The sequence below is a fragment of the Dokdonella sp. genome (assembly GCF_035703485.1).
In the GTDB taxonomy this organism is placed as follows: Bacteria; Pseudomonadota; Gammaproteobacteria; order Xanthomonadales; family Rhodanobacteraceae; genus Dokdonella.
Window position 1 is genome coordinate 1 of sequence record NZ_DASSYD010000006.1, and the last position, 11,964, is coordinate 11,964.

The following is an 11,964-nucleotide window of genomic DNA, read 5'->3' on the forward strand; positions in this document are numbered from 1 at the left end:
TGCGCCCACATCAACCAGCCGTCGAGTACGTCGAACATCGCCCAAAGCGCACGACCCAAAGATCTCTTCTGACCACTTCCATTCGTTGCTCACCATGACTACGCCCTCTGTTGGCATGTAAATCATGGAGTTACAGACTAATGCGCAAGAAAGATGTGATCAAGAGACAGGCGAAGGCAGGGGTCCAATGCCTTTGCTTTGGTTTTTGATGCGCTTTCGCCTGGCCGCTAAAGAAAGTGCAAAAGTGATGGGGCGCTGGGCCCCTGCCTGCGCTGGGGCGACGGGAATGTGGGGTTTTCGGCCTGCCAGGTGCCGAGGTCCACGTTTGCTCATGCCCGTGACCCAAGCAACGTCAAAAATGATCGACAATCAATATTCCATAAAAATCTTCACCTTGCCGATCAAATTGATCGCAACGCCAACTAGGCCGCCTTCCGATGCTGGTAATACGGCCTCTCACGATCATCAAGAATCGCGTACATCGCGGCAAGGTTTTGCGCATCGGGGTTGAGCCAGGCATCAATATTCTCCGGCTTGATCGGAATGATGCAGCGATCATGACCGGCGGCAGCGATTTCGGCAGGTGGCTCGTCGGTGATCGCGGCAAATGAAAGCAGATCTTCCTCGCCCTTGCCTTGCCAGTGCGACCACAGGCAGGCGACGAGCATGTCCTGCTCGGGTTTCGGGCGGAATTCGAGGATGACGTTTTCGGCTTTCTCTCCATCGCCGAGTTCGCGCCCTTCCAGATCATGGCGACTGACGTTCTCGTAGAACGCGTTGACGATGGCGATGCCGTGGCTGTGGCCGAACTGGCCTTTCCAGAATCCTTCGAGGTTGTCGCGGCGCGCGTTGTAGGTGCCGGGGTATTTGCGGTCATAGAACGCGGGCTTGCCCTGCGGCCGACACTGGTAGCGCATCGGCTTGATCACGCGACGGCCGTTCTCGATGACCATGACTGGTGCGTAGGTGCCCGGAAAGATGCGTGAATCGCGCGGCAGCAGTTCGTCGCGCTTGATGTCGGCAATGCGTGACAAGGCCCACTTCACCTTGCTCGTCGCAATCCGCTTGCTCTCGCTGGCCGCCTTGGTGGTGCGTGTCTGCAACTTGCGCTCGGCATCGGCGAGGCGCTTGCGCTGCTTGAACACCTCCTGTTCGAGTCGCGACAGCTCGCTGGCATCGAACGCCTCGATCAGCTTCGCGATCGACTGCTGCGCCGAATCCTCCGGGTGGGCGAAATTCGCGTCCATCGCCTTTGGAATGCGCGCACCGGAACCTTCAACACGATGGGCATAGAGTTTGACGAACTGATGGATATCGATATCCGCGCCAAACTGCTTGACGTAGCGCTGAAACGATTCTTCAACCTGGGCCGAGTAGCACATTGAATTCTCCTGCCGCGCCGGTTAAAAGCGGGTCTTGTTATCCACTGCGGAAGGCAAACCCGCAAAGCCCGGCGAGCGACGAGCATCGCGTCGCTTGCGAATGCCTGTTTCGCCAGCCGCACCGGCTTGCGCATGATTCTTCGATCCGCTGAAACCGATCCTGCCTGAAAACGATACGGCGGCTAAACGTGATCTGCCGCCGTGTTGAACTCGCTGCCTTGTGCATTGCACAAAGTGCGCACTACGCGACACGAGTGCCGTTTTCAGGCCGCAGCCTCAACGCACTCCGAGCCGTCCGCCAACAAATCCACACCGCCGAGAATAGCAATGCCGACCAAGGAACAGAACGTACTGGTTCTCCAGGGCGGTGGAGCATTGGGCGCGTATCAGGCCGGCGCATTCCAGAAATTGGCTGAATACAAATTTGCTGTCGATTGGGTTGCCGGCATCTCCATTGGTGCCATCAATGCCGCGATTATCTGCGGAAACCCGCCTGATCGCCGGGTTGAGAAGCTCAGGGCATTCTGGGATGGCGCGAGTTCCGAACTCGCCTTTGCCGCCTGGATGCTCGGGCCGATGTCCCGCCAGAGTTTTACCGAACTCGCTGCAGCCGAAGTGATGATTGGCGGTGTGCCGGGCTTTTTCAGACCACGCATGCCGACCGCGTTCGGACCTTTTGCTGGCGCCAAGACGCTGAGCATCTACGACACCTCGCCGCTTGAGCAGACTCTGAACGAACTGGTGGATTTTGATTATCTGAACCAGTCCGGCCCACGCTTGTGTATCGGTGCGGTCAATATCGAAACCGGCAACTTCGTCTATTTCGACAGTCGCAAACGTCGCATCGATGCCCGTCACATCATGGCCAGCGGGGCGCTTCCACCCGGTTTTCCATCGGTCGAAATCGACGGCCATTTTTACTGGGACGGCGGTCTCGTTTCGAATACGCCTCTGCAGTACGTGATGGAAAATGCGGAGAGCGAGCCACTCTGCATCTTTCAGGTCGATCTGTTCAATACCCGCGGCGACATGCCGGAAAACATGGCCGATGTGCAACAGCGGGAAAAAGATATCCGCTATTCCAGCCGCACTCGACTGACCACCGATCGATACCGGCAACTTCATGCCATCCGCGCCGCCGCCGAAAGACTGACGGCGAAACTTCCAAAAGCTCTGCAATCGGATCCTGATCTGGCTCTGCTGCGCAACTCGGGGCCGGGCTGCCCGGTCACGCTGGCTCACCTTATCCATCGCAAGCAGGGTTTCGAGAGCAACTCGAAAGACTATGAGTTCTCGCGTCTGTCGATGACCGAGCACTGGTCGGCAGGCATGGCGGATGTAGCCAAAACGCTTTCCCACACATCATGGAAATCGCGACAGATTGGCCGGGACGGATTGCAGGTTTTCGATCTTGGCTCGGATATTTCATAGCAGGAGCAATAGTCAAATGAAAAATATACACAAGCAAGCGTTCGCAATGCCGTTGACCAACCCTTCGTATCCTAAAGGACCGTACCGGTTTATCGACCGTGAGTTCCTGACGATCACCTATCGCACCGATATGGACGCATTGCGACGAGTTGTTCCGGAACCGCTGGAAATCCCCGAAGCCATCGTCAAATACGAATTCATCCGCATGCCCGACTCCACCGGTTTCGGCGACTACACCGAGAGCGGCCAGGTGATTCCGGTCACGTTTAATGGTGTCGCTGGCGGCTATGTCCACTCGATGTATCTCAACGACGAAGCACCGATCGCCGGCGGCCGCGAGATCTGGGGTTTTCCAAAGAAGCTTGCCGACCCGGCGCTGCGCGTTGAAAAGGACACCCTGATTGGCACCCTGAACATCGGTTCGGTTCGCGTGGCGACAGGAACCATGGGCTACAAGCACCGCACGCTTGACCCGGACAAGATCCTGAAATCGCTTCAGGCACCGAGCTATCTGCTCAAGATCATCCCGCATGTCGATTGCAGCCCGCGAATCTGCGAGCTGGTGCGTTATTACATGACTGACATCACCGTCAAAGGCGCCTGGGAAGGCCCGGCCGGACTGGAACTGCATTCGCACGCGCTCGCCCCGGTCGCCGAACTGCCGGTCGTGGAGGTGCTGTCCGCCTTCCATATTCTGACCGACCTCACCCTGGGCCTCGGCGACGTTGTGCACGACTACCTCGATCGGGCCAGCTAGCCTGCCGAACTTCGTCGGTCAACCGGCGAAGTTGCCGCCCAAATGGTGCCCGGAGCGGGAATCGAACCCGCATGGCCTTGCGGCCGAGGGATTTTAAGTCCCTTGCGTATACCAGTTTCGCCATCCGGGCCAGCGCGCAGAATGCCCGATGACGCCGGTGACGACCAGCGTTTCGAGTATTGCGTGCGGGATGGAGGCCTGGGTCGGAATCGAACCGGCGTACGCGGCTTTGCAGGCCGCTGCATGACCACTCTGCCACCAGGCCGGTGGGATGGCGAGCCTGAAGCGTCGTCATCAAAAAACAAAACCTCGGGGTTGCCGAGGTTTTCGGACCCACTGATGCAAGCCTTGCATCGTTTGGATCTTTCACAACGACGCTGCTGCAAGCCGAATCGTCGTGCAAAAACTGGAGCGGGAAACGAGGCTCGAACTCGCGACCTCAACCTTGGCAAGGTTGCGCTCTACCAACTGAGCTATTCCCGCGTGGGAGGCGCATATTACGGAATGCACCGAAAGAGTCAACCTGTTTTACCTGATTTGTTTGTTGGATGCTGATTTTTGCTGGTGATTTCTGGCGGATAGCAGTACGTGTGACCCATCGGAAACGTCTCATTCACCTCAGCTGTTCGCGCTGAGCCGGCCGAAGTGCGAAGGAAAGCGGAGCGAGAAGCTCGGGACAGGTTCGGTTGCACAGTCGGGGACTGCGTGCCTCAACCGCAAAGGCGCTGGACCCCTGCCTGCGCAGGGGCGACGGCAGTGTGGGGTGTGAGGGCCGCTGGTGCTGGTGCTGGTTACGGCGTTCGATGTGCGCTTCAACGCTCTGAAAACCATCGAGAATCTTGAACTGCACGCTCTCCAGAACCGGCAATAACGCTCTCGTCGCCCTTGCGCAGGCAGGGGTCCAGTGACTTTTGCTTTGCGGCCGAACGGCGCCTGAGGATCAGAGCATTGAGGCGTGGAACCCCTGACTGACCAACCATTCGGCTGTTGAAATCCGCAGGGGCGACAGCGGTGTGGCGCGTGAGGTCCGCTAAATCTTGCCGCTATCGGCATCGCGCATGATTGGCCAGGCCGCGCGCACGTAGATGAAGGCCGACCAGATGGTCAGTACGGCGGCGATGATGAGCAGGGTTTCGCCGATCCTGTACAGGCGCAGTTCGGGGAAATCGCGCTGGTGCAGACAGACCACGATGGCAACGATCTGCATCAGGGTTTTGAGCTTGCCCAACCAGGCCACGCTGACCGCGGCGCGCTGGCCGAGCTCGGCCATCCACTCGCGCAGGGCCGAAATGCTGATTTCGCGACCGACAATGACGGCACTGGCCACGGCCATCATCATGCTCGGGTTCTGCTGCACGATCAGAAACAGCGCCACGGCGACCATGAGCTTGTCGGCAACCGGGTCGAGAAACGCGCCGAATGCCGAGCTCATGTTGTAACGACGTGCGATCCAGCCATCGAGCCAGTCGGTGATTGCGGCGGCGATGAAGATTCCGGCGGCGGCCAGGTTCGACCAGCTGCGCGTGGTCGGGAAGAACTCCGGCAGATAGAAAACCACAACGATCACCGGCAGCAAACCGATGCGAAACAGGGTGAGGATGGTCGGCAAGGTCAGGCGCATGAGTCAGAGTTTACCCGTGCAGAGCGGCGTAGATACGTTCGGCAAGCTCACGACTGATTCCGTTCACCTGCATGAGTTCCTCGATTCCGGCACGGGTGACGCCAGCGAGACCACCAAACTGGCGCAACAGAGCCGATCTGCGCTTGGCGCCGACGCCTGGAACTTCCTCCAGGCTCGATGCTTCACGCGCCGTTTCCCGTCGACCGCGATGGCCCGTGATGGCAAACCGATGTGCTTCATCGCGTACCGACTGGATCAGATGCGAGGCCGGTGAACCCGGCCCTGGCCACAAGGTGCGGCCGGTATCGCCAAGGATCAAGCTTTCATGTCCGGCCTTGCGTGCCTCACCTTTGGCAACGCCGACGATCTGGACACCTTCGATTCCCAGGGTGGCAAGGACATCGAGCGCCTGACGCACCTGGCCGAGGCCGCCGTCGATGAGCAGGATATCCGGCAAGCGGCCTTCGCCGGCCTGGATGCGCTTGTAGCGGCGCTCCAGGGCCTGATGCATGGCTGCGTAGTCGTCACCTCCGGTGATGCCGGCGATATTGAAGCGCCGGTACTGTGATTTTTCCGCGCCTTCCGGGCCGAACACCACGCACGAGGCGACGGTCGCCTCGCCCATCGTGTGGCTGATATCGAAGCATTCGATGCGCTGTGGCAATTCATCGAGACCGAGCAGATCGCGCAAGGCCTCGAAGCGGGTCAGCAGGGTCTGGCGACTGGCCAGACGTGCCGCGAGTGCCGCGGCCGAGTTGGTCACGGCCATGTCGAGGAAGCGTGCGCGATCGGAACGTACCGAAGTTTTCAGCTCGACCTTGTGGCCGGCATGCGCGTTGAGCGCTTCGCTGAGTACTTCAATGTCATCGGGAACATGGCTGAGGATCAGTTCGGCAGGCAGCGGACGCTCCAGGTAATACTGGGTCAGGAACGAGCCGATCACATCGGATTCGCTCGCATCGAGGCCGAGGCGCGGGAAGAAATCGCGCGAGCCAAGGCTGATGCCGTCGCGGAAGAACATCACGCTGACGCAGGCAATGCCGTTGGCGATGCTGCAGGCGAGGATATCCATGTCCTGCCCCGCCCCATGCACGTAGTTGCGCGCCTGGATTTTCTTAACTGCGGCAATGCGATCGCGAATCAGCGCCGCACGTTCGAAATCAAGGTTCGCGCTGGCCTGTTCCATGCCGCCAATGAGTTCATCGAGCAAGGCATTGCTCTTGCCTTCGAGGAACATCACCGCATGGCGCACGCTGGCCTGATATTCCGCCGCCGAGATGAAATCCACGCAAGGCGCGCTGCAGCGGCCAATCTGATACTGCAGACAAGGCCGCGAACGGTTCTTGAAATAGCTGTCTTCGCAATTGCGGATGCGAAAGAGCTTCTGCAGCAGGCTCAGGGTTTCGCGCACCGAGATCGCACTCGGATATGGGCCGAAATAGCGCCCGCCACCCGTGCGTGCGCCGCGATGGAAGGCGAGGCGCGGATAGTCGCCCGGAGTCAGATGGATGTAGGGGTAGCTTTTGTCATCACGCAGCAGAATGTTGTAACGCGGACGCAGACTCTTGATCAGTTGCGCTTCGAGCAGAAGCGCCTCGGCCTCGGTGCGGGTCAGCGTGATCTCGATGCGGGTGATCTGGGCAACCATCGCGGCGATCCGCGGTTGCATGCTCGGCTTGAGAAAATAGCTGCCGACCCGCTTCTTGAGGTTGCCGGCCTTGCCGACATACAGCAGCTCATCCGCGACACCAAGCATCCGGTAGACACCGGGCGCGCTGCTCAGGTTGGCGACAAAGGCCTTGCCGTCAAATGGAGTTTCATCCTGCATGGAAGGGATTGTCGCGTGGAACGACTGAATCGGGAAACGAGGGAAGGAAAATTCAAGGTTTTTGTACAAGCGCCCTCAGGCGCCATGCTTTTTGCTTCCGCGTTTGCGAATCCCCAGCCCTCAATCCCGATTCCCCGGCCTACTCGCCGATTGGCACGCGTGTGCCAAGGCCGCTGGACAGATCGATGCGCACGACCTCGTGGGCATTGGTGTTGGCGATCCACAAGGCACCGGCAGCGATCGACAGGCCGCCGGGCTCCAGCAACTCGTGGTTGACGTTGAGCGCGCGTACGGCGCCGCTCTTGAGGCTCAGGGCCTTGATCTTGCCGTTGTAGCTATCGGCGATGAAGGCGATTCCGCGTGGATCCATGGCCACATCCAGCGGATTCTGCAAGCGCGCGGTGTCGCGCGTTCCCGGCACGTCGCCGTGTTCGTAAAGGCCGCTGCCGACCAGGGTCGATACGCGACCATCGATCAGACGCACCAGTCGGATCGACGAGGAGGCCGCATCGGCGATCAGCAATTGCAAACCGCTGGTGGTGATGCCGCTGGGCTGGGCGAAACTGGAATCCAGTGACAGGCCATCCTGCAAGGCAAGCTTGCCGTTGCCGGCAAAAACATCAACCGTATCCCTGGCCAGATCCAGTTCCCAGATCTGGTTCTGGCTGCTGGAAACGACATAGATCTTGTCGGCGACGATGGCGAGATCCGACGGACTTCCGATTGGTGTCGATACGGCTTCGGCATTGTGCGGACGTACCCGGCCCTGCTCGCCATTGCCGAGCACGGTTTCCATCTCGCCGCTTTCCAGGCGCACGCGACGCACGGCATGGTTGCCGCGATCGGCGATGTAGAGGAATTCGTCGCGAATGGCCAGGCCTTGAGGATCGGCAAGCCCGCATTCCTCGTTGCGTCCGTCCCAGTAGCCGCGATCGCCGGAGCCGAACTGGCGCATGATGCGACCATCATGATTGCATTCGAGGACGCGATGATGGCCGCTGTCGGAAACATAGAGACGCGAGTCGGTCGCCAGCAGCTTCCCCGGAAAACGCAACGGCATGGCTGGTTCTGGCCGGGACGCCACGCTCGCCGCTTCGTATTCGCGAAGATCGCGTTCGGCTGCTTCATCAAGCAACTGACTGATCTTCTCGTCGAGATCCTGTCGACGTCCTTCGCCGGGAATCACGGCCGCAACCAGACCTTCGGCATCGATCAGGACCGCGCTTGGCCAGGCATCCACATCGTATTGCTGCCAGAGGTCGAGATTGGCATCGCTGGCAACCGGATGGCGGATGCCGAGCCGATTGACTGCCTTGAGCACTTTTTCCGAATCGCGCTGATGCGGATACTTCGGGCAATGGATGCCGAAAATGGTCAAGCCGTCGTTGAAGCGACTCTCCAGCCAGGCCAGATCCGGCAACAGATTCCAGCAATGGACGTTGTCATAGCTCCAGAACCAAAGCAGCACGACACGGCCGCGCAAGTCCGCCAGCGTCGGCGCCTCAGGCACATTGACCCAGTCCAGTATCGCCGGAAAGTCCGGTGCGGGTGATCGCGATTCCATCCTTCTCCCCCTTTTTTTTCGCAATTCTCAACGGTCAGTTCGAGGATGACCCTGTGCGCCGATTCGGCCAACCAGGGCCATGATGCCATCGCGGGCAAGGTCCAGTGCATGTTGAAAGTCGCCTGCGCTGCCGTAATACGGGTCGGGCAGTTCGACAGGCTCGGAAATTCCGACGAACGGCAGAAACAAAGCGACGCGATCCCGTGCGCTTTCGGGCGTCTTGGCCAGCACGGCGCGAAGGTTGGTGTTGTCCATCACCAGCAACTGGTCGAATCGCGAAAAATCATCGCTGCAGACCTGGCGTGCACGATGCGCGCTCATCGGATAGCCGTTGGCCTCGGCCAGTGCGATCGCCCGCGGATCGGCTTGACGGCCGATGTGGTAGTTCTCGGTACCGGCCGAATCGACCTCGATATCGAGCCCGGCGCGGGCAAACTCGACCCGCGCCACCGCCTCGACGGTTGGCGAGCGGCAGATATTGCCCATGCACACAAACAGGATCTTCATGCCGGAACTCCTCGACTCAGAATGCGTTCGACGCGGGCCAGATCCTCGGCGGTATCAACGCCAGCCGGAAAAGGCTCTGGTGCAATCGCGACAACGATCGAGTGGCCGTGCTCCAGCGCGCGCAGTTGTTCCAGCGATTCGACGATTTCCAGCGGCGTACGCGGCAGATCGGCCAGTGTGCCAAGAAACCCGGCGCGATAGGCATAGATGCCGATGTGACGAAGAAACGGAATTCCGACCGGCAGTGATTCGCGATTGCCGGCAAATGCATCGCGCGGCCACGGAATCGGTGCGCGGCTGAAATAGAGCGCACGATTGCTCGCATCGCGGACAAGCTTTACGCAGTTCGGATCAAACAACTCTTCGCTTGTCTGCAGCGGTGTTGCAAGCGTCGCCATCGGACTGGTGCTGGCGGCCAGGGCCATGGCCACCGCGCGAATTCCGCTGGCCGGGGCAAGCGGTTCGTCACCCTGCAGATTGACCACGATGGTCGCCGCATCCCAGCCTCGCAAACGCCCCAATTCGGCAAGACGGTCGGTCCCCGAAGCATGATCGGCACGGGTCAGCGTGACTTCGACGCCACTACCCTCCAGAGCATCGACTATGCGCCGGTCATCGGTGGCGACGACCACTTCACGGGCACCGGCCTGCAAGGCGCGCCGGGCGACGTGCACGATCATCGGCTCACCGGCGATTGGCAGCAGCGGTTTCCCCGGCAGGCGATGCGAACCGAAGCGGGACGGGATGGCGACAACAAAATCGGGATTGGAGGTCATTTCCCGATTCTGGCTGAACATGGGCCATCCGGCCAGTCATGCGCCGCCAGTAGACATGCGCAGCGGATGTACAATGCGCGCCTTCTTCGCCGTGGCCTATTCCTGACGTGAACGCTCCCATCAGCGTGCCGATCGCGCTTCCTCCGCGCGCCGCCCTGCTGATGTTGGCCAGTGCCACTCTGTTCGGGGTGATGGCAATCTCGATTCGCTATGCCTCGGTGCAACTGCATCCGTTCGAGATTGCCTTCTTCCGCTGTCTTTTCGGCGCATTGTTTGCCCTGCCCCTGCTGCGCGTTCATGGCCTCGAAATCCTGCGCACCCGTCATCTCGGTTTCTATCTGGTGCGCTGTGGCATCGGCACGATATCGATGATGTGCGCGTTCTGGGCTCTCGTGCATCTGCCGCTGGCGCAAGCCGTGGCACTTTCCTATTCGACGCCGCTGTTTGTCACCATCGGTGCCGTGGTCGCACTCGGCGAAGTGGTGCGCATGCGGCGCTGGAGTGCCGTCGTCATCGGCTTCATCGGCGTCATCATCATTGTTCGGCCGACCGCAACGGATTTCAGTGGCGCAGCCCTGGTTGCCCTGTTCGCCGCATTTCTCAGCGGCATGGTCACGATCAGCATCAAGTATCTTTCACGCATTGATCCGCCCGACCGCATTGTTCTGCTGACCACCCTGCTCTGGGTACCACTGAGCCTGCCCGCCGCGCTGACGGTATGGGAGTGGCCGGACGCGAATATCTGGCCGTGGCTGGTGCTGTGCGGCGCGCTCGGCACCGGAGGTCACTACTGCTGGACGCGGGCGTTGAAGATGGCCGAAGCCTCGGCGCTGGCTCCCTTGAGCTATCTGCAACTGCTGGTTGTCGGTTTTCTGGCCTGGGCCCTGTTCGGCGAAACCGTCGACAACTACACGGTGATTGGTGCTGCGGTGGTGATTTCGGCCAGTTTGTATATCGCCCGGCGTGAGGCGCGGGTGGCCAAGCAAGCAGTTATCGGAAAATCCAAACCGCAAATCTGACTGGTTGCAGAGTCGCAATGCAGGCAGACTTCCAAGTCCGTCGACAAAATCCGGCGTGATGTCGACACGCGCCCATAGCCAGCCAGACCCACCCGTGAAGCAAGAATCCGACGACGACAACTCCCGCGAACGCAGGATCCTGACCCCTTCGGCACTCAATCGCCTGGTTCACGATCTGCTCGAAGATGCCCTGCCGCTGATCTGGATTGAGGGCGAGTTGTCGAATGTCGCCCGGCCGGGCTCTGGGCATCTCTATTTCACGCTCAAGGATTCCAGCGCCCAGATTCGCTGCGCCATGTTCAAGCCGCGCAGCACGTGGCTGCCGTTCAAACCGGCCGACGGCATGCAGGTGCTGACCCGGGCCCGGGTCAGCCTGTACGAGGCGCGCGGCGAGTTCCAGTTGATCGTCGAACACATGGAACAGGCCGGCGAAGGCGCGCTGCGCCGCGAATTCGAACGGCTCAAACAGAAGCTTCTCGCCGAAGGCCTGTTCGAGGATTCGCGCAAACGCGAAATTCCAGCGTTGCCTCGGCGCATCGGCATCATCACCTCGCCGACCGGTGCTGCGATTCGTGATGTCCTGCATGTGCTGGCACGGCGCTTTCCGTTGACCGAAGTCGAGATCCTGCCGGTACCGGTACAAGGCCGCGAAGCCCCCGCAGCGATCGTGGCCATGCTCGATGCCGCCGCCCGGCTCGCGCGTCATGATGTGCTATTGCTGACTCGTGGCGGCGGCTCGCTGGAAGATCTCTGGGCCTTCAACGATGAGACCCTGGCCCGGGCCATCGTGCGCAGTCCGATCCCGGTCGTTTCGGCGATTGGCCATGAAGTCGATTTTTCGATCAGTGATCTGGTCGCTGACCTGCGCGCGCCGACACCGTCGGCCGCCGCCGAGATGCTGGTTCCGGATGCCAATGATCTCAAGCGTCGCCTTGAGCAGCTCGGCAACCGATTGCAGTTGCGCGTTCGACGCCGACTCGAAGCATCCAGCCAACGCGCCGATCACCTGCTTTCGCGATTGAACCTGCAACGACCGATCCTGCGTCTGCAGCGTGGGCGCGAACGACTGGATCGACTTC

At 60.3% G+C, this 11,964-nt stretch carries 10 protein-coding genes and 3 tRNA genes; 4 read left to right on the forward strand and 9 right to left on the reverse strand.

The features are described 5' to 3' along the window. Window positions 1–422 precede the first annotated feature (422 nt). A complete protein-coding gene (locus VFN25_RS00420; protein ID WP_325137646.1) occupies window positions 423–1,382 on the reverse strand; it encodes an SOS response-associated peptidase family protein in 960 nt (319 codons plus the stop codon). A 327-nt stretch (window positions 1,383–1,709) separates the two neighbouring features. On the opposite strand from VFN25_RS00420, the gene VFN25_RS00425 reads away from it, so the two are divergent. Both VFN25_RS00425 and VFN25_RS00430 read left to right on the forward strand, forming a co-directional pair. Continuing rightward, window positions 1,710–2,813, forward strand: coding sequence for a patatin-like phospholipase family protein (locus tag VFN25_RS00425; protein ID WP_325137648.1), 1,104 nt, complete (start codon window positions 1,710–1,712; stop codon window positions 2,811–2,813). 16 nt (window positions 2,814–2,829) lie between these two features. Then, window positions 2,830–3,570: an acetoacetate decarboxylase gene (locus VFN25_RS00430; protein WP_325137650.1), complete on the forward strand. Its 741-nt coding sequence runs from the start codon at window positions 2,830–2,832 to the stop codon at window positions 3,568–3,570. A 43-nt stretch (window positions 3,571–3,613) separates the two neighbouring features. Here VFN25_RS00430 and VFN25_RS00435 read toward each other — a convergent pair. The 8 genes from VFN25_RS00435 to kdsB form a co-directional block, all read right to left on the reverse strand. Then, window positions 3,614–3,700 (reverse strand) — tRNA-Leu (locus VFN25_RS00435). 61 nt (window positions 3,701–3,761) lie between these two features. Further along, window positions 3,762–3,835 (reverse strand) — tRNA-Cys (locus VFN25_RS00440). A 142-nt stretch (window positions 3,836–3,977) separates the two neighbouring features. Continuing rightward, window positions 3,978–4,053: transfer RNA gene (locus VFN25_RS00445), tRNA-Gly, on the reverse strand. Window positions 4,054–4,600: 547 nt separating this feature from the next. Further along, on the reverse strand, window positions 4,601–5,191 hold the full coding sequence (gene pgsA, locus VFN25_RS00450; protein WP_325137652.1) for a CDP-diacylglycerol--glycerol-3-phosphate 3-phosphatidyltransferase: 591 nt from the start codon (window positions 5,189–5,191) through the stop codon (window positions 4,601–4,603). A gap of 10 nt (window positions 5,192–5,201) precedes the next feature. After that, entirely contained in the window at window positions 5,202–7,019 is a 1,818-nt protein-coding gene (gene uvrC / locus VFN25_RS00455) for an excinuclease ABC subunit UvrC (RefSeq protein ID WP_325137654.1), read from the reverse strand. Window positions 7,020–7,158: 139 nt separating this feature from the next. Further along, window positions 7,159–8,583, reverse strand: a complete 1,425-nt coding sequence (locus VFN25_RS00460) for a thioredoxin-like domain-containing protein (protein ID WP_325137656.1) — start codon at window positions 8,581–8,583, stop codon at window positions 7,159–7,161. Between the two features lie 27 nt (window positions 8,584–8,610). Then, entirely contained in the window at window positions 8,611–9,090 is a 480-nt protein-coding gene (locus tag VFN25_RS00465) for a low molecular weight protein-tyrosine-phosphatase (protein WP_325137658.1), read from the reverse strand. Beyond that, a complete protein-coding gene (kdsB, locus tag VFN25_RS00470; RefSeq protein ID WP_325137660.1) occupies window positions 9,087–9,887 on the reverse strand; it encodes a 3-deoxy-manno-octulosonate cytidylyltransferase in 801 nt (266 codons plus the stop codon). The genes VFN25_RS00465 and kdsB overlap by 4 nt, the downstream gene beginning before the upstream one ends. A gap of 140 nt (window positions 9,888–10,027) precedes the next feature. Between kdsB and VFN25_RS00475 the strand changes: the two genes are divergently transcribed. After that, window positions 10,028–10,885 carry a DMT family transporter gene (locus VFN25_RS00475; RefSeq protein WP_325137664.1) on the forward strand — a complete coding sequence of 286 codons (858 nt, stop codon included), beginning with the start codon at window positions 10,028–10,030 and terminating at the stop codon, window positions 10,883–10,885. A 94-nt stretch (window positions 10,886–10,979) separates the two neighbouring features. Next, a partial coding sequence (xseA, locus tag VFN25_RS00480) for an exodeoxyribonuclease VII large subunit (RefSeq protein ID WP_325137662.1) occupies window positions 10,980–11,964 on the forward strand: 985 nt, incomplete at its 3' end.

Coding starts and splice junctions, on each gene's coding strand:
- uvrC (WP_325137654.1), bottom strand. CDS start 7,019: ATGCAGGATGAAACTCCATTTGACGGCAAGGCCTTTGTCGCCAACCTG.
- VFN25_RS00475 (WP_325137664.1), top strand. CDS start 10,028: ATGTTGGCCAGTGCCACTCTGTTCGGGGTGATGGCAATCTCGATTCGC.
- VFN25_RS00430 (WP_325137650.1), top strand. CDS start 2,830: ATGAAAAATATACACAAGCAAGCGTTCGCAATGCCGTTGACCAACCCT.
- kdsB (WP_325137660.1), bottom strand. CDS start 9,887: ATGTTCAGCCAGAATCGGGAAATGACCTCCAATCCCGATTTTGTTGTC.
- VFN25_RS00465 (WP_325137658.1), bottom strand. CDS start 9,090: ATGAAGATCCTGTTTGTGTGCATGGGCAATATCTGCCGCTCGCCAACC.
- VFN25_RS00460 (WP_325137656.1), bottom strand. CDS start 8,583: ATGGAATCGCGATCACCCGCACCGGACTTTCCGGCGATACTGGACTGG.
- pgsA (WP_325137652.1), bottom strand. CDS start 5,191: ATGCGCCTGACCTTGCCGACCATCCTCACCCTGTTTCGCATCGGTTTG.
- VFN25_RS00425 (WP_325137648.1), top strand. CDS start 1,710: ATGCCGACCAAGGAACAGAACGTACTGGTTCTCCAGGGCGGTGGAGCA.
- VFN25_RS00420 (WP_325137646.1), bottom strand. CDS start 1,382: ATGTGCTACTCGGCCCAGGTTGAAGAATCGTTTCAGCGCTACGTCAAG.